We start from the raw sequence: 21,065 nt of genomic DNA, 5'->3' as shown, positions 1-21,065 counted from the left end.
GCGGGCGCCGCCTTCGCGCTCCTCCCCACCGCCCTGTGGTGGTGTCGCTGTCAAATGAAAATGGATCATGATGCGCCCACGCTTGCACCAGATATGGGGCTTGCCGAGAGGATATGGTCTATATATGGTAGGCGGGCCGCGGGTGATCGAGGCCGACCGCCGACATGATGCATGTCAGTGCAGCCTCCGGAGCACCGGCCTAGGATGAACGGTTCGGCGGCCCCGGCCGCATGGTTACCCTCAGGAGAGCTGTCATGTCCCTGCCGTTGTTGCCTCTACCGTTACAGGCCCTGCCGCGTCCTCCCGCCCCCGCCCGCCTGATTCGCGCCATCGATCCGCGTGTGCCGGTCGGCGTCAAGCGCCGCCTGGTGGAACCGCTGCTCAACCGCACCTTCGCCGAGCCCCTGGCCGAGGGGGAGTTCGACGCCCTGGAGGGGCGCCGCATCACCCTGGCCATCGAGGACCTCGGCATGGCGCTGACCCTCACCCTGGAGGGCGAGCGCCTGAGGGTGTGTGTCCAGTCCGGCGAGGCCACCATCCGCGGCGGCTGGCGGGAGTTCCTCTGCCTGGCCACCCGCCGCGAGGATCCCGATGCGCTGTTCTTCCAGCGCCGCCTGCTGATCGAGGGCGACACCGAACTGGGGCTGATGGTCAAGAACCTGCTCGACGGTCGCGAGGAGGGTCTGGCCCAGGGCCCCTTCGGCGAACTGCTGGTCCGCCTTGAGCGGCTGGCGAACCGAACGAGCTGAACCGCAACCGACAAACTTCCGGAGCCATCCGAATGAGCACTTCCACCAAGGCAGTGAAGTCATCCAACGAGGTGCCCCTGCAGGCCCCCTCCCGCGACATCTGGGATGCCAAGTACCGCCTCAAGGACCGCCACGGCAAGCCCGTGGACAAGGACGTTTCCGCCACCTGGGAGCGGGTGGCCCGCGCCCTGGCCGCGGTGGAAGGCGACAAGGCCGACGAGTGGCTGCCGAAGTTCCGCTGGGCCCTGGAGAACGGTGCCATTCCCGCCGGCCGGATCATGTCCAACGCCGGCGCCGAGGCCTACAAGCCGGCGGTCAGCCTGATCAACTGCACGGTGTCGCGCACCATCCGCGACTCCATGCACGACATCCTCGACTCCGTGGTCGACGCCGGCATGACCCTCAAGGCGGGCTGCGGCATCGGCTACGACTTCTCCACCCTGCGCCACAAGGGGGCCTTCGTGTTCGGCGCCGGGGCCGGCACCAACGGCCCCCTGGCGTTCATGGATATCTACGACAAGATGTGCTTCACGGTGGCCTCCGCCGGCGGGCGCCGCGGCGCCCAGATGGGCACCTTCGATGTCGGCCATCCGGACGTGCGCCAGTTCATCGAGGCCAAGCGCGAGGCGGGGCGCCTGCGCCAGTTCAACCTCAGCCTGCTGATCACCGACGAGTTCATGGAAGCGGTGAAGCAGGACGCCGACTGGCCGCTGGCCTTCCCGCTCCACGAGGGCGAGAAGGAGGACGTCGACGCGAGCGAGCTGCTCTACCGCGACTGGCCGGTGGTGGAAGAGGGCTACACCGTCGACGCCGAGGGCCGCGTGGCCTGCCGCATCGTGGAGGTGATCAAGGCCCGCGAGCTGTGGGACACCATCATGAAGTCGACCTACGACTTCGCCGAGCCGGGCTTCATCCTGATCGATCAGGTCAATCGCATGAACAACAACTGGTTCTGCGAGGAGATCCGCGCCACCAACCCCTGCGGCGAGCAGCCGCTGCCCCCGGAGGGCGCCTGCCTGCTGGGCTCGGTCAACCTGACCCGCTTCGTCATCGACCCCTTCGGCAAGAAGCCCCGCTTCGACTGGGAGCGCTACCGCCAGGTGGTGGCGATCTTCACCCGCATGCTCGACAACGTGGTGGAGATCAGCGGCCTGCCGCTGCCGGGCCAGCGCCGCGAGATCGAGGCCAAGCGCCGCCACGGCATGGGCTTTTTGGGCCTGGGCTCCACCCTGACCATGCTCAAGATCCCCTACGGCTCGCCGGAGTCGCTGGCCTTCACCGAGGAGGTGAGCCGCAACCTGGCCATCGAGGGCTGGAAGCAGGCCCTGGAACTCTCCCGCGAGAAGGGCATGGCTCCGGCACTCGACGAGGACTACGAGATCACCCCGCGGATGATGCGCGAGCGCCCCGAGCTCAAGCAGGACGGCTACGAGGTGGGCGACAAGGTGCCGGGCCGCATCCTGCACGCCCGCTACAGCCGCTACATGCAGAAGGTCGCCGAGGTGGAGCCGGAGCTGGTGGCCCAGCTTGCCGAGCACGGCGCGCGCTTCACCCACCACAGCTCCATCGCGCCCACCGGCACCATCTCGCTGTCGCTGGGCAACAACGCCTCCAACGGCATCGAGCCGTCGTTCTCGCATCGCTACTTCCGCAACGTGATCCAGTCGGGCAAGAAGACCAAGGGGCAGGTGGAGGTGGTCTCCTTCGAGTTGGCGGCCTACCGCCACTTCATCGCCGCCGACGCCGTGGAGAGCGACCTGCCGGACTACTTCATCACCGCCGACGCGGTGAGCCCGAAGCAGCACGTGGCGGTGCAGGCCGCCGCCCAGGCCTGGGTCGACTCGGCGATCTCCAAGACGGTGAACGTGCCCACCGAGTTTGCCTTCGACTCGTTCAAGGACCTCTACCTGGACGCCTACGCCAGCAAGCTCAAGGGCTGCACCACCTTCCGCTTCAACCCGGAGGCCTTCCAGGGCGTGCTGGTGCGCGAGGACGACCTCAAGAACACCACCTATGTCTTCGAGCTGGAGAACGGCGAGACCGTGGAGCTGCGTGGCGACGAGAAGGTGGTCTATGACGGCGAGGAGCACAACGCGGCGAACCTCTATGACGCGCTGAAGGAAGGCACCTATGGCAAGTGGTAGTAACGGCACTTGCCGGATCAGCCCCGAGCGATGGATGCCCAGTGCCACCCAACAACTTTCCGGAGGAGCCCCCTGATGGCCGTCGAGATTTCGTCAAAGATCGTGTCCTACAGCGTCAAGAAGGCGGTGGAAGAGCCGCCGTTGGCCGAGGAGAACCCGCTCACGGTGCGCATCCCCTCGCGCCCCGAGGGCACCCTGGAGGCCGTCTCGGAGAAGATCTCCTACGTCGGCGCCGAGGGGCGCAAGAAGGTCTACCTGCTGGTCTCCTTCATGCCCGTGGAGGGCGTGCTCAACGGCAAGCGGGTGGTGATCGAGCGCCCGGTGGAGTTCTTCTTCCCCTCCGGCCAGCTCTCCAGCGAGCACCAGTGGATCACCGCTACCATGCGCAGCCTGTCGCTGGCCGCCCGGGGCGGCTACGTCACCCAGGCGGTGGCCGACCTGCGCAAGGTGGCCTGGGACAAGGGCCTGGTGCGCTGCGGCATGAACCGCTGGGGCAAGCCGATGTTCCACGACTCCGAAGTGGCGGCCATCGCCTGGTCGATCCAGCAGATCCTCTACCGCCGCGGCTTCCTCGACCAGGACGGCAACCAGGTGCCGGTGGAGGAGCTGGTGGCGCGCTACGCCCAGCGCCAGGCCAGCGGCCACCTGTGGGAGCCGCCCACGCCCGAGGAGATCGAGCAGGCCGAGCGCAAGGCCCAGGAGGCCGCCCACGCCAAGGGCGACGGCCCCACCGTGGTCGGCCACTGCCCCGAGTGCAACGGCGAGCTGATCATGATGGACGGCTGCCCCACCTGCTACTCCGGCTGCGGCTGGTCCAAGTGCGGCTGACAGGCTGATCCCCAGGCGACGAACGCCCACCGCCCCGGGTCACGAGAGTGGCCCGGGGCGGTGGCGTTTCTGGGGTGGCGCTCAGTGATCGTGAGCACTGGCGTTGCCGGCGATCACATTGTGTACATCTTCCAGATAGTGGACGTAGTGCACATAGTGGTCGACGAACTCTCGTCCCAGCTCGGGGTCGTTACCGGCTTGCTGCCTGGCGGCCAGGGTGGTCTCGAAGGCCGAGCGAGCCTCCTGTTCGAACTTCTCTACGATACGCGCCAGGAAGGCATCGATCTCGCCCTCTTCCAGCGCCCTGTCAGCCAGCTGGACGGCGGGGTCGATGTCGCCGGCCGGCTTGATACCGGTGAAAGGCGCACCTTCATGGGCGCGGTGAATGGCTACCAGCCTGGCGAAGAACTGCTGGTCAGCCAGCTCCCGGGCATTGTCACCGAGCGCGCGCACCTCGAGGGTCTTGTCGAACATGGACGCGAGCGCTGCTTCATCGTCGGCGGGAACCCACTTGAGAACCGGCGTGATATCGCCCGACTCCAGCGCCAGCCGAGCTTCCGAGATCACCGGGCCGTCCATGGCATCGCAGTGGGCGAACGCCGGGGTGGCCAGCGGCAGGGCAAGGGCGGAAGTGGCGGCGATGGCCAGAAGATGCTTGCGAAGTGGCAGGGTCATGGTGTCTTGCTCCGAAATCGTGGATGGGCCAGTCGAGCGGCATGCCGACTGTTCCTCCATGCTAGGGAGCCGAGAGGTCGGGGTCGTTCGAAGGCCTGAGATCGAACCTCGCCATAACTCTATTAATATCAATATATTGATGGTTCTTGCGGCGTATTTCGGAAAGTCGAACATCGCGGGCAGGTCGATGAGCACGTCGGGCGGTCATGAACGGGCGCGATAGGCGCTGGGCGTCATGCCGGTGGCCTTCTTGAAGGCCGTGTTGAACACCGACTTGGAGTTGAAGCCGGAGTCGTACATCACCTGGAGGATGGTGGTGCCGGCCTCGACGGTTCTCAGCTGGCGACAGGCCTCGGCGATGCGGTAGTCGCTGACGAACTCGAAGAAGTTCTTGTCGAGCCCCTGGTTGATGGCTCGCGACAGTTCACGGGTGGGCACGCCGAGTTGCCGGGCCAGTTGTTCCACCGTCAGGTTGGCGTCCAGGTAGGGCCTGGCCTCTGCCATGTGGGTCTCGAGACGCCGAAGCAGTGCGTCATCCATCTCCCTGCCTGGCGGACTCGGGTCGGCTTCTGCCTGCGCGAGGCGGGCCTCTTCGGCACTCAGCCCCGAGAAGATGACGGGCTGGCGCAGGGCGTTGATGATCAGGTAGTTGATGAACAGGAAGCCGGTGACTGCACCGATGGTGGAGACCCACAGGGCATGGCTCCTGAAGACATGGGCAGAGAGGCAGTAGATGAGGCTGAGCGTCCAGACGAAGGCGTAGCCGATCAGCAGCGTTCGCAGCCAGGCCAGCTGCTTGTTCTCCAGGTTGGAGAAGAGGCGGCGCAGCGTGGTGCCGAAGCGGCTCAGCGCTCGAATGGTGGCCCAGAGGTAGCCCAGGAAGACCAGGTGGATGGCGGCGGCCAGCAGCGGGGAGGTGAGGACACCCGGATGGTCGCGACTCTGCAGGATCTGCAGTTTCACCTCGCCGGGCTGCAGATAGTACTCCACCAGGAAGATCGCCGACACGACCCAGAACAGCAGGGTATGCACGGCGTGTCGGGGCATCAGGCGGAAGTCGCGATACATCAGTGACTGGGCATAGAGGTAGAGCAGGCTCGCCTGGAGCAGGCCGACCAGGCTGCCCAGGTAGGCCAGGTTGGGGTGCTGAAGGGCCAGCCCGGTGGAATAGAGGAAGACCTCGCCCAGGCCGGCCGCGAAAGCCAGGACACTGGCTGCGAGCAGGCGGTTGCTGATCAGCCGAAACATCTCCGGCAATAGCAGGAAGGCGGCCAGGCCCAGCGACTGGATGATGCTGGTGGCCAGCAGAAGATCAACCAGCGTCAGATACATGGTGGTGACTCGCTCTGGTGTTCCGCGTCAGCCGCGCAACTCGACGTGCTCGAAGTGGCGCCTGAGCCGCCGCACCAGGGCCTCCAGCGCCTCCCGGGGCGGGGCGCCCTCCACCGGCGTGCAGTAGCCGGGGTCGAGGCAGCGCTCCCGACGGGCGAGCTGGATGGCGTAGTGGCTCACGCCGCAGTCGGCCAGGGTCATGGCCAGGCGCTCGAGCTCCTCCAGGGTGAAGTCGCGCCAGTGCACCGTGGTGCGGCACTCGAAGGGGGTGTCGCCCTCCAGCAGCAGCGAGAGGCTGCGCGCGTGGCGCCGCCAGATGCCGGGCCGGCCGCTGATGCGATCGAAGTCGGCGCCGCGTCCCTTGGTATCCAGCGCCACCCAGTCGAGCCCCGGCAGCAGCGCCTCGAGCCGCTCCGGGTAGGGGCCGGCGGTGTGCAGCCCCACCGCCAGGCCCAGGGTCCGGCAGGCCTCGGCGGCGGCCGGCAGGTCGGGGTGCAGGGTGGGCTCGCCGCCGCTGAAGACCACGGCGTCGATCTCCCCCAGCCGCGTGGCCAGCAGCGCCTCCATGGCCTGCCACTCGCCCGGGGCGGCCCGGCGCGCCGGCCCCATGCTGCCCGCCGTCTCGCAGTAGCCGCATGCCAGCGGGCAGCCCTGCAGATAGACCACCGCCGCCCGCCGGCCCGGGAAGGCGTGATCGTCACGGGCGTCGAAGCCGGCGATGGGCAGACGGATCTCGCCGGCGAGCGCGTCCTGTAGCGGGATCATGGGGCGCTTACCCGAGGGCGGCGGCCCGGCTGTGGTCCATGCCGGGTCGACCGTGCCAGTAGCCGTCGCAGATCTCGGCGTCGACCAGGCTGAGCGGGTCCGGCGCGGCCAGCTCGCCGCGGCGGGCGGCGTCGAAGGCGGTGACCACCTCGGCCATGCCCTCGGGGCGCGGGCTCAGGCGGGCGATGCCGACCCCCATCTCGGCCATGGCGGGCAGCTCGTGGCGCAGGTCCTGGCAGGCCCCGGAGAGGGTCTGGATGCCGTTCAGGGTGAACACCTGTTGGTCTTCCTGGGAGCGCAGCGCCAGGCCCTCCGGGTGCTTCTGGCAGACGAACTGGCAGCGGTCCTTGGGCTTCTGGTAGCGCCGTGCGGTGAAGCAGCGCGACGACCAGGCGAGCGGCAGGTGGCCGTAGGCGAACACCTCGCAGGGCGCCTCGAGGCCCTCGTCCTGGCAGTCGGCCAGCAGCCGGGCGAGGTCCTCCCTCGACATCTCTACCGGCGCCTGCCAGCGCTGCATGCCGGCGCGTGAGAGCACCGCAAGCGTGGCCGGGTTGTAGAGGTTCAGGGCGGCGCCGGCGACGAAGGGCAGGCCGGCCGAGGAGAGGCGCTGCAGGGCGCTCTGGTCGTTGGCCTCCACCAGGAACTCGCCGTTGTCGCACAGCTTGCGCAGGTCGCGCAGGTCGGCCTCGGACTCGATCAGGGTCTGGCTCGCGAGCACCACCTGCTTGCCGCTCTGGGTCAGCTCGCGGCCGATGCCCAGCCAGTCGTCGAGCTTCATGTCCCGGCGCCGGGAGCAGACCGACTCGCCCAGGTGGACGATCTCGACGGGCCAGTCGGCGGCCTCCCGATAGAAGTCGGCGTAGCGCTCGTGGGTCCAGTAGAAGAGCACCGGGCCCAGCGACAGCTGGAGCTTGGGGGTCTCGGACATGGGGCTCTCTCCTATTTCCAGCGGCGCTCGTAGGCGCCCAGGGTGGTGGTGCTGCCTTCGGAGACCTCGCCGAGGCCGGTCATCCAGGCGGGTTCGGCGTGGAAGCGGCCGGGAGCACGCTCGAGGCGATCCAGGGCCTGGCGCCAGATGCCAGCCACCTTCGACACATAGGCCGGGCTGCGCTGGCGGCCTTCGATCTTCACCGCGCTGATGCCGAGCTCCGCGAGCTCGGGCAAGAGCTCCAGGGTGTTGAGGCTGGTGGGCTCCTCGATGGCGTGGTAGGTCTCGCCCCCCACCTCGAAGCGCCCCTTGCACAGCGTCGGATAGCCGGCGTTCTCGCCCTCGCCGTAGCGGTCGATCAGCACGCCGTTGAGGCGCGACTCCAGACCCTTCGGGGTCTCCTCCCAGCGCACGTGGGCGGCCGGCGAGCAGACCCCGCGGGTGTTGGGGGACTCGCCGGTGAGATACGACGAGAGGTAGCAGCGCCCCTCGGCCATGATGCAGAGGCTGCCGAAGGCGAATACCTCCAGCTCCACCGGGCTCTGCTTGGCCAGGTCGCGCACCTGGGTGATGGAGAGCACCCGGGGCAGCACGGCGCGCCGGATGCCGAACTGGTCGTGGTAGAAGCGCAGGGCCTCATGGCTGGTCGCCGAGCCCTGCACCGAGAGGTGGCGGGCGAGGTCCGGGTGGCGGCGGGCGGCGTAGTCGAGCAGCCCCATGTCGGCCATGATCAGGGCATCGACGCCGAGTTCCGCGGCCTGGTCCACGGCGCGGGTCCACAGCGCCCAGCCGTCCGGCTGCGGGTAGGTGTTGATGGCGCAGAACACCTTCCTGCCGCGGGCGTGGGCGTAGTCGATCCCCTCCCGGGCGCGCCTGTCGGTGAAGTTGAGACCGGCGAACTGGCGGGCGTTGGTGGTGTTCTGGAAGCCGAAGTAGACGGCATCGGCCCCTTCGTCCACGGCGCGCTTCAGGGCGGGCAGGTTGCCGGCGGGGCAGACGAGCTCCATGGTGAGCCTCCTGTGGTGGGAAACCCGACCATGCTAGTCGACCATTCCCCATGGCCTTTTGACGCGGGTCATGGGGGACCCGGGTTGGGTGTCCGGGCGGGCCAGGCGTCGGCACTTTTTCTTGAATCCAAGCACTCCTGAACGCAAGCGGCCCCCGGGCGGGGGCCGTGACGGGCGGGTCAGCGCGACATCGTTCAGCCGGCGCGTTCGAACAGCAGGTTGTTCTCCAGGTGGATGTGCTGCATCAGGTCGTCGCGGAATTCCCGCAGCCCGGTGTAGAGGGCGCGCCAGGTGGTGCAGGCGCCCTTGGGCGGGGTGATGTTGTCGGTCAGTGCCAAGACCTGCTCGAGGTTCTCGCCGTGGTCGTCATGCTCGTGGCGCATCACCGCGATGGGCCCCTGGGCCTGGGCGCCCATGCCCCGGCGCAGCATCGGGAAGAGGATCTGCTCCTCCTTCTGCATATGGCTCTCCATCTCCTGGTGGATGGTGGCGAGCAGGTCGGCCAGCCCGTTGGGGCAGGTGTCCCGCTCGCCGTGGACCTGCTCGACGCGACGGGCCATGCGCGTAAGCTCGGGCAGCTGCTGGCGGTGGACGTCGTGATAGCGGGTCAGGATATGGTCGATCAGCTCGTCGTTGCTGGCCTCCCGCCAGTCGCGCTCCTCGCTCGTGCCCTGCGGCAGCGCCTCGAGCTCGGCGACCAGGGCCTCGGGGGCCAGGCCGATGCGCTCGGCGGCTTCGCGCAGGCTGATGCGTCCGCCGCAGCAGAAGTCGATGTTGTGGTCGCGGAATACCCGGGTGGCGCCGGGCAGGGTCAGGGCGGTGCGGCCGACGGTCTGTTCGATCAGGCTCATGGTGAGGTCCTCCTGGGGTGGTGTGCTCTGCCTGACTGGCGGGGTGGAATGACCGACGCCGCTGGCAGGTGCATCGAGGTAGGGTTTTAAAGATGTATATTTAATACATCTTTGTGACGGGGCTGACATGGGGCGAATTGTCGCCCCCCGTCTCGCCCCTCATCGCCCGGGGGCGAGGGGACGCTGATGGCGTTACTCGGTGCCATCCTCTTGACCGAGGTCAGCGTCGGATGATGTTGGCTGGCGGCTGTCTCGCCGTCATGCTAGATAGTAATCAATTACTATCTTTCGAGGCATGAGCATGTCGCAACGCCAGCATCTCCCCGCCGACGAGCGCCGGGAGCGCACCGTGGAGGCCGTCGTCGCCCTGTGCGGCGAGGAGGATCCCGCGACCCTGACCACCGGCCGGATCGCCCAGCGCATGGGGGTGACCCAAGGGGCGCTGTTTCGCCACTTTCCCAACAAGGAGGCGATCTGGGAGGCGGTGGTGGCCTGGGTGGCCGAGCGGGTCATGGCGCGGGTCGGTGCCGCCGCCGAGGGCGTCGAGGACCCCCTGCAGGCGCTGGAGGCGATGTTCCGGGCCCATGTGGCCTTCATCGCCGAACATCCCGGGGTGCCGCGCGTGCTGATGGGGCAGCTGCAGCAGCCGCGTCCCGGCCCGGCCAGCCGCATGGTGAAGGGCCTGCTGGCGAGCTACCGACAGCGCCTGACAGGGCGGCTCGAGGAGGCCCGGCGCCGCGGCCAGCTGCGACCCGGGCTCGACCTGGACGCCGCGGCGGCCCAGTTCATCGGCTGCCTCCAGGGGCTGGTGCTGCAGGCGCTGATCGATGGCGACGTGGCCGGGATCGTCGACCGCGCGCCGGCGGCCTTCGACCTCTATCGGCACGGCATCCGAGCGGATCGCGGAGGTGAGGCATGAGCACCCGGGCGAGGCGACTGGGCCGGGGGCTCATGGTGCTGGCGGGAGCCGCCCTGGGCGTGGCGCTGCTGGTGGTCTTCGTGGCCAATCGCCAGGTCCCGGAGCGCCGCGATACGCCGCCTGCCCCGGCCGCGGTGGCGGTGATCGAGGCCCGTCCTCTGGCGTTTCGCCTGGAGGCGCGCGGCCACGGCGTGGCGCGCCCCGCCGAGGCCTGGCAGGCCGTGGCCAATGTCTCGGGCCGGGTGGTGGAGCGCCATCCGGGGCTGGAGAGCGGCACCCTGCTGCGCGAAGGCATCCTGCTGCTGGCGCTGGACCCGAGCCGCTACGAGCTGGCTATCGCCGAGGCCGAGGCGGAGCTGGCCAGCCTGGCCGGCGAGCTGGCCCAGCTTGCCGCCGAGGAGGAGAACACCGGTCGCCTGCTGGCGCTGGAACGCCAGGCCCTGGCCCTCGCCGAGCAGGAGCTGTCGCGCATCGAGCGCCTGGCGGCCAGCGGGTCGGTGTCGACCTCCCAGCGTGATGCCCAGCGGCGCAGCACCCTGGGGCAGCGCCAGGCGGTGGCGTCGCTGGAGAACAGCCTGGCGCTGCTGCCGTCGCGGCGCCAGGTGCTCGAGGCCCAGCGCGAGCGCGCCGCGGTGCGCCTGGCCCAGGCCCGGCAGGACCTGGCGGATACGAGCTTCGAGGCGCCCTATGACCTGCGCCTGGCCGAGGTGGCGGTGGAGCTCTACCAGTTCGTGAGCGCCGGGCAGCGACTGTTCGAGGCGGACAGCCTGGCCGCCGCCGAGGTGGAGGCGCGTATCCCGTTCAGCATGATGCGGCGCCTGCTGGGCAGCGTGGCGCCGTCCGAGCTTCCGCCCGGCACCCTGGACCTCGGCGAACGCCTCGACCTCGATGCGATCAATGCAGAGCTGGAGCTGGTCGGGGCGCCCGGCGTGGGCTGGCAGGGCCGGATCGTCAGGGTGGCCAGCGGCCTCGATCCGGCCACCCGTGCCGTGCGGGTGGTGGTGCGGGTGGACCACCCCTGGCGCGATGCGCGCCCTCCCGATCATCCACCGCTGCAGCGCGACATGTATACCCGGGTGCGGCTCTCGGCCCCCGGCCCCGAGGCCGCGATGGTGGTGCCGGCGTCGGCGCTGCACCGCGGCGAGCTCTACCTGGCCGACGGCGAGGATCGGCTGGTGCGACGCCCGGTCTCCGTGGCCTTCGAGCAGGGAGGGCTGGCGGTGATCGAGGCGGGCCTGGCCCCGGGGGATCGGGTAGTGCTCGACGACCTGCAGCCGGCCATCGAGGGCATGGCGCTCGCCGTGCGCCGGGACGAGGCCGCCGAGGCGCGCCTGGCCGCCCGGGCCCGGGGTGACGCGCCATGATCCGCTGGTTTGCCGCCCACCCCACCGCCGCTAACCTGCTGCTGATCCTGCTGCTGGCTGCCGGGCTGTTCGCCGCCCCCCACCTCAAGCGCGAGACCTTCCCCGACTATCGTCCGGTGGAGGTGTCCGTGGAGGTGGTCTACCGCGGGGCCAGCGCCGCCGACGTGGAGGATGCGGTCTGCCGGCGCCTGTTCGATGCCGTCAAGGGCGTGGAATTTCTCGACGAATTCGGCTGCGTGGCCCAGGACAACCTGGCCAGCGCCACGGCGACCATGGCCGCCGGCGGCGACGCCATCCGCTTCCTCAACGAGATCGACACCGAGGTGAGCGCCATCACCGAGCTGCCGGCCCGGGCCGATCCCCCGGTGGTTCGCGAGCTCCACCGCAGCGACCTGGTGGCCGCGGTGGCGGTCTCCGGCGACATGCCAATGAGCCAGCTCGAGGAGTACGCCCTGCGCCTGGAGGAGCGCATCATGACCCTGCCCGGCGTGGCCCGGGTGGCGATCCACGGCATGTCCCGGCGCCAGTGGCAGGTGGAGGTGCCCCGCGAGGTGCTGGGGCAGCATGGCCTCTCGGCACAGGAGCTGGCGCGGCGGGTGGCCGGCCAGAGCCTCGACCTGCCCCTGGGCACCCTGGAGACCGCCGACCGCGATCTCCTGCTGCGCTTCACCGACCAGCGCCGCTCGCCCGCCGAGCTGGCAGCGCTGGTGGTGGTCTCCGACGCCGGCGGCGGCGAGCTGACCCTGGGCGAGCTGGCCACCATCACCGAGGCCGGCGAGCGCGCCGAGGAGCAGGTCCGCTTCAACGGCGAGCCGGCGCTGGTGCTGGAGGTGAGCAAGGCGCTGCGTGACGATGCGCTGACCGTCAAGGAGCGGCTCGAGTCGCTGCTCGAGGCCGAGCGTCGTCGCTTCGACGGCGGCGTCTCGCTGACGCTGACCCAGGATGCCACCAGCATCGTCCGCGACCGCCTGCAGATGCTGGTGGGCAACGGCCTGATGGGCCTGGTGCTGGTGGTGCTGGTGATGAGCCTCTTCTTCCGCCCGCGGCTGGCCATCTGGGCCGTGCTGGGCCTGCCGGCAGCCTTCATGGGGGCCTTCATCGTCATGGCCCTGACCGGGCTGTCGCTGAACATGATCACCCTGGTGGCGCTGCTGATGGCCATCGGCATCGTCATGGATGATGCCATCGTGATCACCGACAACATCGCCGCCCACGCCGGCGAGGAGGTCACGTCCCTGGAGGCGGTGGTCTCGGGCACCCGCCAGGTGCTGCCCGGGGTGCTCTCGTCGTTCCTGACCACGGTGGCGGTGTTCGCGCCGCTCTCCTTCCTGGCCGGGGAGCTGGGGGCGGTGCTGGAGGTGCTGCCGGTGGTGCTGATCGCTGCCCTGGCGGCGAGCCTCATCGAGGCGTTCTGGATCCTGCCCCACCATCTCAAGGGCAGTCTCAAGGGCAGTCTCAAGGGCAGTCTCAAGGGCAGTCTCAAGGGCAGCGTGGGGAGCCTGGCCGAGGGCCACGACTCCCGCTTTCGGGCCGCCTTCGAGCGAGGCTTCGCGCGCTTTCGCGAGGCCGTCGGGGGGCTGGCCGACCGGGCGATCCGCTTTCGCCATGCGGTGCTGGGCCTGGTGCTCGCCATCATCCTGGGGTCGGCCGGTTTCATGGCCGGGGGGCACGTGGGCAGCGAGGCGATGCCGGATATCGATGGCGACGTGCTGGAGGCGCGCATCCTGATGCCCCAGGGCACGCCCCTGGCGCGCACCGAGGCGGTGGTCGCGAGGGTCGAGGCAGCGATGCGCGAGCTCGATGCCCGCGTCTCGCCGCAGCAGCCGGGAGGCGCCGCCCTGGTGGAGGCGATCCAGGTGCGTTTCAACCACAATCCCAGCGCCCGGGAGGCCGGTCCTCATGTGGCTACCGTCATCGTCGACCTGCTGACCGCCGAGCGGCGGCGGGTGACCCTGGAGGAGCTGACCGCCGCCTGGCGGGAGGCCATCGGCGAGATCGAGGGGCTGCAGCGGCTGATCATCCAGGAGCCCGGCTTCGGCCCCGCCGGCGTGCCGGTGGAGGTGCGCCTGACGGGAGCCGATCTCGATGCCATGCAGGCGGCGGCGCTGGCGCTGGGGGAGCATCTCGAGGGCTACGCGGCCGTCTACAACGTCATCGATGACCTGCGCCTGGGCAAGCCCCAGCTGGCCTTCTCCATGGCTGAGGGTGCCCACGGCCTGGGACTCGCCGCCGACGAGGTGGCCGGCCAGCTGCGTGCGGCGCTGCTGGGGGAGATCGCCGATACCCAGCGCATCGGCGACCAGGAGATCGAGGTGCTGATCCGCCTGGCCGAGGAGGACCGGAACACCCTCGATGCCCTGGCGGACCTGACCATCGCCCTGCCCGACGGCCGCCGGGTGCCCCTGGAGGTGGTGGTCAACGCCGAGGAGCGGCGCGAGTGGGCGCGCATCACCCGCATCGATGGCCGACGCGCCGTCACCGTGGAGGCCAACGTGGATGCGCGCCGGGCCAGCGGTCAGGCCATCGTCGATGACCTCGTCGGCAGCGGCTGGCTGGAGGATTTCGGTAACCGCCACCCCGATGTGGCGGTCTCCTTCGAGGGGCAGGTGGCCAGCTCCGCGAAGACCGGGGGCTCCATCGGCCGCGGCCTGCTGATCGGCCTGGTGGGGATCTTCGTGATCCTCTCCTTCCAGTTCCGCAGCTACGTGGAGCCGCTGATCGTCATGCTCTCCATCCCGCTGGCCTTCATCGGCGCCATCTGGGGCCATGTGCTGATGGGCTACTACCTCTCCATGCCCTCGCTGATCGGCGCGGCATCCCTGGCCGGCATCGTGGTCAACAACGCCATCCTGCTGATCCATTTCATCAAGACGCACCGCGAGCGCGGGCTGGATGCGGTGGCGGCCGCCGGCCAGGCCAGCCGCGACCGGCTGCGCGCCATCCTGATCTCGTCCACCACCACCATCGCCGGGCTGCTCCCGCTGCTGGCCGAGACCAGCACCCAGGCGGCGGCCATCAAGCCGCTGGTGATCTCGGTGGTATTCGGCCTCCTCAGCGCCACCGTGCTGGTGCTGCTGGTGATACCGGCGCTCTACGTGCTGCTGGACGATTGGGGATGGGTCGATGCGGGAGAGCGGCCGGCCACGGCCTCCTGACGCCCGACAGCCCGGGCAGCCCTCCCAACGACAGCGCCCCGGCATGTGCCGGGGCGCTTCGTGTCGTCGGTGCAGCCGAGCCGCCTCAGGCGGCGTCGAGGGGGCGCGAGGGGCCGAAGTGCTCGTGGTGGCGGCGCTCGGCCGGCACGCCCAGCTCGGCCAGGGCCCGGTCGACGGCGCTCATGAAACCCTGGGGGCCGACGGTGTAGCAGCGTGCCCCTTCCGGCAGCAGCCGAGCCAGCAGCGCGCGGTCGACGCGGCCGGTGTGGTCGGCCGCCTCGCCGCGCTCGTGGACGGTCACCGCCTGCAGCCGCTCCGGGTGCGCCTCGGCCAGGGCGGCGACCTCGTCGCGGAAGGCGTGGTGCTCGGCGTCCAGGGCGGCGTGCAGATAGACCACGCGGCGACCCTGGGCCAGCGCCTGGCGGGCCAGGGGCAGCATCGGCGTCTGGCCGACCCCGCCGGAAGCCAGCAGCAGCGGCTCGTCACCCTCGGCCAGGGTCAGGTCGCCGGCCGGCGGCAGCAGCTCCAGGGTGTCGCCGAGTGCCATGGCGTCGTGCAGGTGGCGGCTGGCGCGCCCTTCCGGCTCGCGCTTGACGGAAATCCGGTAGGTGCTGCCGTTGGGCATGTCGGAGAGGCTGTAGTGGCGATAGAGCGGCTCGCCGTCGAGGGTGAGCCTGACCCCGATGTACTGGCCGGGGGCATGCTCGGCCACCGGGCCGCCGTCCACGGGCGCTAGCACGAAGGAGCGGATCACCGCGCTCTCCTGACGGGTCTCGGCGATGCGGAAGGTGCGGATACCGCGCCAGCCGCCGGGGCGCTGCTCGAACTCCCGATAGCGGTACTCCTCCAGCTCGATCAGCAGGCCGGCCAGCTCCTCGTAGAGGCCGCTCCAGGCGGCGGCGACTTCCGGCGTCACGGCGTCGCCCAGTACCTCGCCGATGGCGGCCATCAGGCACTCGCCGACGATGGGATAGTGCTCGGGACGGATATCCAGGGAGACGTGCTTGCTGACCACCGTGGCCAGGGTCTCGCGCACCTTCTCGCGATCCTGGCGGAGCTGAACGTAGGCCAGCACGGCGCCGGCCAGGGCTCTCGGCTGGCCGCCGTCGACCTGGTGGGCCTCGTTGAACAGCGGCTTCACCTCGGGATAGCGCTCGAACATCAGCGGGTAGAAGCGCCGGGTGATGGCGTCGAGGTGCTCGGCGACGGTGGGGGCGGTGGCTGCGATCAGGGCGTCCTGGGCAGGGGTCAGCATGGCTGGCTCCTCTTCGGGTTCGTCGGGGGTGTTTTTTAAGATGCATATAAAATACATCTTAAAGGTAGCGATCGCTACCTCCTGCCCTGATGCAGAATGTCGCACCGGGTCAGTAGGCCCAGACGATGGCCATCAGCAGCCCCCAGGCCAGCACCCCGGCGGCCATGATGGTATAGGTTGCCGCCATGGTCTCCACGTCCTCATCCTGGCGCTGGCAGAGGGCCTGGAGGCCGTGATAGACCAGGCCGATGGAGATGCCGAGTGCCACCAGCACCGCCAGGGCATTGAGCAGCAGGCTGGGGATCAGCAGCACGATCGCCGAGGACCACAGCGGCAGCGGGGCCAGGGCGGCCAGCAGGTAGGCGTCCTGGTAATCGATCCTGAGCTGGCGGCTGCTGTTCACCACGGCGTGGATCAGCCAGCCCATCACGAAGAAGGTCAGCAGCTCCGCCAGGAACAGGATGGTGGTGATGAAACGCCACTCCCGGTCGGCGAAGCCGGCGACGAAGGCGTCCCCGTAGTGGGTGCCGGCGTAGTAGAGCAGTACCGGCGGCAGCAGCGACATCGGGAAGACGATGGCCCAGGCCAGCAGCGGAATGGAGGGGCGGCGCTGCTGCAGCTCCTTCCAGCCGACGCTGCGCGTGAAGGGCAGTCGGAGGACGGTGATCGGGTTCATGGGGCTCTCCTCTTCATGGCGCATGGCGCTCACCCCGAAAGGGTGGCGCCGTACCGGAAGATTAATATCATGTTGTGATATTATCAGCTTTAGACCTCCCCCGGATGCCTGTCAAGGCGCCGGTCGAGACGCAATGGGGCTTGCATGAACAAGGGAACAGGATTGACCAAGCAGGATTTCCAGCGGCTGTCGCACTTCCGCTACCAGCTGCGCTGCTTCCTGCGCCAGAGCGAGGATATCTGCCGGCAGCATGGCGTGACGCCGCTGCAGTATCAGCTGCTGCTGCACCTCAAGGGATTCGAGGGACGTGAGTGGGCCAGCATGGGGGAGCTCGCCGAGCGCCTGCAGGCCAAGCATCACGGCACCGTGGCGCTGGTCGATCGCTGCGAGCAGCTGGGCCTGGTGGAGCGACGCCCGGCTCGTCAGGATCGACGCCGTATCGAGGTCCACCTGCTGCCGAAGGGCGCCGAGCTCGCCGCCCGGATCGCCGAGCTGCACCAGCCGGAGCTGCGCCACCTTCAGGAGGAGTTCCAGCTGCCGGGGTGGCCCCGGCAGCCCTGATCGCGCTGCCCGGGAGGACAGGCGTCGTCGCGGCTGACGGGGGCTAGAGCCCGATGCGGTGGGCCCGGTGGGTGAAGAAGATCCCGCTGGGCGACTCCGCCGGCAGGCGGGCCAGCTCCTCGAAGGTGCGGGTGTCGTAGACCACGATGTGGCCGCTGTCCCGGGCGGAGATCCAGATGTGCTCGCCGCGGGGGGTGAACTCCTTGTGCAGGATCGACTCCCCGGGGGAGAGCGTCTCGATCACCTCATGGGTGCGGGTGTCGATCACCTGGACGCGGTCATTGTTCGGGTGGGCGAAGGTGACCCACACCTGCTGCTCGTCGGGGCGGCTCATCACGAAGATCGGCTGGCCGTGGACCTCGATGCGATCGGTCAGCGACCAGTCGCGGGTATCGGCGACCAGCACCTCGTTGCGGCCCACGGCGGGGAAGAAGGCCTGGCTTCCGGCCATGGCCCAGCCCTCAAGATGCGGCATCTTGTAGACCGGCAGGCGCTCCTCGCCGCGGCCGTAGTCCGGGAGGATTCGCTGCACGCCCTTCTCCGGGTGCCACAGGTCGAGCAGCGCCATGCCATCCTCGCCGAACAGCCCGGCAATGTAGTAGCGCCCGTTGGCGGTGATCAGGGCGTCGTAGGGCATGCTGCCCACGTCGCGATAGCGGGTCACCTCGGGCTCCGGCGTGGACATGTCCAGGGTCCAGATCTCGCCGGCCTCGAACAGGCTGAAGACGAACCTGTTGCCCGGCACGTCCACCACGCCCACCACCTTGGCCTGGCCGGTGGTGCCGTCGGGTTTCTCGTAGGTGGCCGGCACGTCGACGACCAGCTCCATGGTCTCGACGTCGAACACCTTCACGCCGCCCGGCTCGTAGTTGCCCACCGCCACGTAGCGGCCATCCTGGGAGATGGCGCCGCCGATGCTGTTGCCGCCCTGGATGATGCGCCCGTCGATCTCGCCGGTGAGCAGGTCGAGCCGGGTCAGGCCGCCGTCGCGGCCGAACACGAAGGCGTGGCGGGCGTCGCGGGTGAACTTCACCGAGGCGTGGGAGAGGTCGCCGAAGCCCTCGATGTGCCTGAGCACCGTCCTGTGGGTGGTGTCGACCAGCGCCACGCTGCCGGTGGCGCGCTCGATCACCACGCCCAGGTCGCCGGTGCCGCGCAGCTCGGCGGGGCTCTCGGCCAGGGCAGGGCCGGCGGCCAGCAGCGACAGGACGCCGGCGGCAAGCAGGATCTTCAGGGGGGGGATCAGCGGCATGGTGGTCTCCTCGGGGGATCAGTCGTCCAGGGTCTTCAGGCGGTTGTCGGTCTGCAGGTGGTCGGCGATCCAGCGGGCCTCCGCCTCGCTGAGCAGGGCCTGCCAGCCGGGCATGGCGGTGCCGGGGATGCCGTGGCGGATGATGTGCGTCAGCGCCTCGGGGCTGAGCGCCTGCATGCGGTCCCGGGGCAGGGCGGGGCCGAGGCCGCCGCGCAGGGTCATGCCGTGGCAGGAGCCGCAGTCCTGGTAGAGCAGGGTCTCGAGGCGCTCGGCATCGGGCGAGGCCTCGCCGTCGCCGGCCACCGCCGTGAGTGGCAGCAGCAGGCTCAGGCAGATCAGGAATCGGGCGGACGGAAGCATGGGCGTCTCTCGCAGCGGATGTCGGCAGCCGGTGGGGCGGGTCTGGCTGCAGTGTCCGACCGGCGGCGGGGTGGCGCCTTGACGGATATCAATCGTGGGTCGGGTTGGGAAGGCCGTGGGCTCATGAAGCCACATTGAAAATGCCTCTTTTGACTTGCGTCAACCACGGTGGAGATCACCGCTTGCCGGGAATGCCGTGCAGGTAAGATGCTTCATGAAAGCATCTTATCGGTTCGGAGGCACAGCGCCGGATGGCCAGACTCGACTCCCTGGATCGCCAACTGATCGACCTCTACCAGCGTGGCCTGCCGGTCTGCGAGCGTCCCTTCGCGGCCATGGCCGAACGCCTGGAGGCTAGCGAGGATCAGGTGATCCGCCGTCTCGAGCGGCTCCAGTCGAGCGGCGTGCTGAGCCGTGTCGGCCCGGTCTTCGACCACGCCCGCGCCGGGGCCAGCCTGCTGGCCGCGGTGGCCGCGCCCGAGCCTGCCCGCGATGCCGTGGCCGAGGCGATCAACCGCGCCCCCGGCGTCAACCACAACTACCTGCGCGAGCACGATTTCAACCTCTGGTTCGTGATGACCGCGCCCGACGAGGCCGTCCTCGAGGCCCGGCTCGATGCCCTGGAGGCGGAGCTCGAGCGCGAGATTCTGCGCCTGCCGATGCTCGAGGGCTTCCATATCGATCTCGGCTTCCCGATCCCCTGGCATGAACTGGAGGCGCCATGAACGCCCGACAGCCGGCTCTCGCCTGCGCAGAGCCCCTCGCCGAGCGCCGCCTGCGCGCCCTGGTCGAGCAGGGGCTGCCGCTGGTGCCGCGGCCCTGGCAGGCGCTGGCCGAACAGTGCGGCCTGAGCGAGGCCCAGGTGATGGCCTGCATGGCCCGCTGGCAGGCCGAGGGGCTGGTCAAGCGCCTCGGCCTGGTGGTGCGCCACCGCGCCCTGGGCATCGCCGCCAACGCCATGGTGGTGTGGGACGTGCCCGATGCCGAGGTGGCCGAGCTGGGCCGCCGGCTGGCCGCCGAGCCCGCCGTGACCCTCTGCTATCGACGGCCGCGTCGCCTGCCCCGGTGGCCCTACAACCTGTTCTGCATGATCCACGGCACCCGCCGCGAGCGCGTGCTGGCCGCCCTCGACGCGATCATCGAAGGCCACGCCCTGCAGGCCATCCCCCACCGCGTGCTGTTCAGCCTCAAGGCCTACCGCCAGCGCGGCGGCCGCTATACCGCCGAGGAGCGCCCATGACCACCGCGCGTGCCACCCGGCCGGCGCCGGCGGAGCTCGATGCCGCCGACCGGCGCATCATCAATCGCCTGCAGGATGGCCTACCGCTGGTCGCCTCGCCCTACGCGGCGGTGGCCGTGGAGCTCGGCCTCTCCGAAGGCGAGCTGCTCTACCGCCTGGAGCGGCTGCTGGAGAGCGGCGTGCTCAGCCGCTTCGGCCCCATGTACCACGCCGAGCGCCTCGGCGGCGGCCTGACCCTGGCGGCCCTGGCGGTGCCGGAGCGGGACTATGACGCCGTCGTCGAGGCGGTCAACGACTTCCCCGAGGTGGCCCACAACTACCGCCGCGAGCACCGCCTCAACATGTGGTTCGTGCTGGCCACCGAGACCCCGGAGCGCATCGCCCAGGTGATCGCCGAGATCGAGGCCGCCACCGGCCTGCCCGTGTTCAACATGCCCAAGCAGGAGGAATTCCATGTCCGTCTCCACCTGCCCGTCTGACGCCGCGGGGCTGGACGCCACGGATCGCGCCATCGTGCTGGCCACCCAGGCGGGGCTGCCGCTGGTGCCCGACCCCTGGGGGGCGGTGGGCCGGCCGCTGGGCCTCTCCGGCGAGGCGGTGTGCGATCGCCTGGCGCGAATGCAGGAGGCGGGCATCGTGCGCCGGGTCGCCGCGGTGCCCAACCACTACCGGCTCGGCTACGTGGCCAACGGCATGACGGTGTGGGACGTGGACGATGCGCGGATCGATCGCCTCGGCCGCGAGGTGGCCCGGCTGCCCGGCGTCAGCCACTGCTATCGGCGCCCGCGCCACCAACCGGACTGGCCCTACAACCTGTTTGCCATGCTCCACGGGCGCACCCGCGCCGAGGTGGAAGCGCAGGCCGACACCCTTCGCGAGCTGCTCGGCAGCGCCTGCCGGGACCATCGCATCCTCTACAGCTCTCGCATTCTCAAGAAGACCGGCCTGCGGCTCGCAGGGCGGTCCGACCGGCCGGGCTGAGGCCCGCCGCAGGAGGAGGTCCG

General features: G+C 69.7%; 21 protein-coding genes. 11 read left to right on the top strand and 10 right to left on the bottom strand.

From position 1 onward, the window contains the following. The first annotated feature begins 254 nt into the window (after positions 1-254). From ubiT to BDK63_RS02605, 3 genes are all read left to right on the top strand, one after another. A complete protein-coding gene (gene ubiT, locus BDK63_RS02615) occupies positions 255-749 on the top strand; it encodes a ubiquinone anaerobic biosynthesis accessory factor UbiT (protein ID WP_183329771.1) in 495 nt (164 codons plus the stop codon). A 32-nt stretch (positions 750-781) separates the two neighbouring features. Further along, on the top strand, positions 782-2,893 hold the full coding sequence (locus BDK63_RS02610) for an adenosylcobalamin-dependent ribonucleoside-diphosphate reductase (RefSeq protein ID WP_183329770.1): 2,112 nt from the start codon (positions 782-784) through the stop codon (positions 2,891-2,893). 75 nt (positions 2,894-2,968) lie between these two features. Next, positions 2,969-3,721, top strand: a complete 753-nt coding sequence (locus BDK63_RS02605; protein WP_183329769.1) for a ribonucleoside-diphosphate reductase — start codon at positions 2,969-2,971, stop codon at positions 3,719-3,721. 81 nt (positions 3,722-3,802) lie between these two features. Here BDK63_RS02605 and BDK63_RS02600 read toward each other — a convergent pair whose 3' ends face one another. The 6 genes from BDK63_RS02600 to ytfE all read right to left on the bottom strand — a co-directional run bounded on the left by BDK63_RS02600 (position 3,803) and on the right by ytfE (position 9,279). Further along, positions 3,803-4,396 (bottom strand): DUF6448 family protein, encoded by a 594-nt coding sequence (locus BDK63_RS02600; RefSeq protein ID WP_183329768.1) that lies wholly within the window; start codon positions 4,394-4,396, stop codon positions 3,803-3,805. A gap of 204 nt (positions 4,397-4,600) precedes the next feature. Then, a complete protein-coding gene (locus BDK63_RS02595) occupies positions 4,601-5,728 on the bottom strand; it encodes a helix-turn-helix domain-containing protein (protein ID WP_183329767.1) in 1,128 nt (375 codons plus the stop codon). A 27-nt stretch (positions 5,729-5,755) separates the two neighbouring features. Further along, complete coding sequence (locus BDK63_RS02590; protein ID WP_183329766.1) at positions 5,756-6,493, bottom strand: anaerobic ribonucleoside-triphosphate reductase activating protein; 738 nt, start codon at positions 6,491-6,493, stop codon at positions 5,756-5,758. A 7-nt stretch (positions 6,494-6,500) separates the two neighbouring features. Beyond that, positions 6,501-7,421, bottom strand: coding sequence for a U32 family peptidase (locus BDK63_RS02585; protein ID WP_183329765.1), 921 nt, complete (start codon positions 7,419-7,421; stop codon positions 6,501-6,503). A gap of 11 nt (positions 7,422-7,432) precedes the next feature. Then, positions 7,433-8,428, bottom strand: a complete 996-nt coding sequence (ubiU, locus tag BDK63_RS02580; protein ID WP_183329764.1) for a ubiquinone anaerobic biosynthesis protein UbiU — start codon at positions 8,426-8,428, stop codon at positions 7,433-7,435. 194 nt (positions 8,429-8,622) lie between these two features. After that, positions 8,623-9,279: an iron-sulfur cluster repair protein YtfE gene (gene ytfE / locus BDK63_RS02575; RefSeq protein WP_183329763.1), complete on the bottom strand. Its 657-nt coding sequence runs from the start codon at positions 9,277-9,279 to the stop codon at positions 8,623-8,625. 301 nt (positions 9,280-9,580) lie between these two features. Between ytfE and BDK63_RS02570 the strand changes: the two genes are divergently transcribed. From BDK63_RS02570 to BDK63_RS02560, 3 genes are read left to right on the top strand one after another with little or no spacing between them, the layout of a single operon-like run. Further along, positions 9,581-10,198: a TetR/AcrR family transcriptional regulator gene (locus BDK63_RS02570; RefSeq protein ID WP_183329762.1), complete on the top strand. Its 618-nt coding sequence runs from the start codon at positions 9,581-9,583 to the stop codon at positions 10,196-10,198. Continuing rightward, entirely contained in the window at positions 10,195-11,562 is a 1,368-nt protein-coding gene (locus tag BDK63_RS02565) for an efflux RND transporter periplasmic adaptor subunit (RefSeq protein WP_183329761.1), read from the top strand. Before BDK63_RS02570 ends, BDK63_RS02565 begins: the two co-directional genes overlap by 4 nt. Further along, positions 11,559-14,717 (top strand): efflux RND transporter permease subunit, encoded by a 3,159-nt coding sequence (locus tag BDK63_RS02560; RefSeq protein ID WP_183329760.1) that lies wholly within the window; start codon positions 11,559-11,561, stop codon positions 14,715-14,717. The genes BDK63_RS02565 and BDK63_RS02560 overlap by 4 nt, the downstream gene beginning before the upstream one ends. A gap of 85 nt (positions 14,718-14,802) precedes the next feature. Here the strand turns inward: BDK63_RS02560 and hmpA are convergent, their stop codons facing one another. Together hmpA and BDK63_RS02550 are read right to left on the bottom strand one after the other, a co-directional pair. After that, positions 14,803-15,972 (bottom strand): NO-inducible flavohemoprotein, encoded by a 1,170-nt coding sequence (hmpA, locus tag BDK63_RS02555; RefSeq protein WP_183329759.1) that lies wholly within the window; start codon positions 15,970-15,972, stop codon positions 14,803-14,805. A 109-nt stretch (positions 15,973-16,081) separates the two neighbouring features. Continuing rightward, positions 16,082-16,648 (bottom strand): YIP1 family protein, encoded by a 567-nt coding sequence (locus BDK63_RS02550; protein ID WP_183329758.1) that lies wholly within the window; start codon positions 16,646-16,648, stop codon positions 16,082-16,084. A 162-nt stretch (positions 16,649-16,810) separates the two neighbouring features. Here BDK63_RS02550 and BDK63_RS02545 point away from each other — a divergent pair, with 162 nt between their 5' ends. Next, complete coding sequence (locus tag BDK63_RS02545) at positions 16,811-17,209, top strand: MarR family winged helix-turn-helix transcriptional regulator (RefSeq protein WP_246385705.1); 399 nt, start codon at positions 16,811-16,813, stop codon at positions 17,207-17,209. A 43-nt stretch (positions 17,210-17,252) separates the two neighbouring features. Here BDK63_RS02545 and BDK63_RS02540 read toward each other — a convergent pair whose 3' ends face one another. Together BDK63_RS02540 and BDK63_RS02535 are read right to left on the bottom strand one after the other, a co-directional pair. Continuing rightward, positions 17,253-18,461 carry a cytochrome D1 domain-containing protein gene (locus BDK63_RS02540; RefSeq protein WP_183329756.1) on the bottom strand — a complete coding sequence of 403 codons (1,209 nt, stop codon included), beginning with the start codon at positions 18,459-18,461 and terminating at the stop codon, positions 17,253-17,255. Between the two features lie 18 nt (positions 18,462-18,479). Further along, entirely contained in the window at positions 18,480-18,821 is a 342-nt protein-coding gene (locus BDK63_RS02535) for a c-type cytochrome (protein WP_183329755.1), read from the bottom strand. A gap of 251 nt (positions 18,822-19,072) precedes the next feature. Between BDK63_RS02535 and BDK63_RS02530 the strand changes: the two genes are divergently transcribed. From BDK63_RS02530 to ahbB (BDK63_RS02515), 4 genes are read left to right on the top strand one after another with little or no spacing between them, the layout of a single operon-like run. Further along, a complete protein-coding gene (locus BDK63_RS02530; protein WP_183329754.1) occupies positions 19,073-19,546 on the top strand; it encodes an Lrp/AsnC family transcriptional regulator in 474 nt (157 codons plus the stop codon). Beyond that, entirely contained in the window at positions 19,543-20,061 is a 519-nt protein-coding gene (gene ahbB / locus BDK63_RS02525) for a siroheme decarboxylase subunit beta (RefSeq protein WP_183329753.1), read from the top strand. Before BDK63_RS02530 ends, ahbB (BDK63_RS02525) begins: the two co-directional genes overlap by 4 nt. Continuing rightward, complete coding sequence (locus BDK63_RS02520; protein ID WP_183329752.1) at positions 20,058-20,540, top strand: Lrp/AsnC family transcriptional regulator; 483 nt, start codon at positions 20,058-20,060, stop codon at positions 20,538-20,540. The genes ahbB (BDK63_RS02525) and BDK63_RS02520 overlap by 4 nt, the downstream gene beginning before the upstream one ends. Continuing rightward, positions 20,515-21,042, top strand: coding sequence for a siroheme decarboxylase subunit beta (ahbB, locus tag BDK63_RS02515; protein WP_183329751.1), 528 nt, complete (start codon positions 20,515-20,517; stop codon positions 21,040-21,042). The genes BDK63_RS02520 and ahbB (BDK63_RS02515) overlap by 26 nt, the downstream gene beginning before the upstream one ends. Positions 21,043-21,065: the final 23 nt, after the last annotated feature.

It is taken from the genome of Halomonas campaniensis, assembly GCF_014193375.1.
Lineage (GTDB): Bacteria > Pseudomonadota > Gammaproteobacteria > Pseudomonadales > Halomonadaceae > Halomonas > Halomonas campaniensis.
Note: the sequence above shows the minus strand (reverse complement) of the source record. Positions and strands in the feature narration are given on the sequence as shown.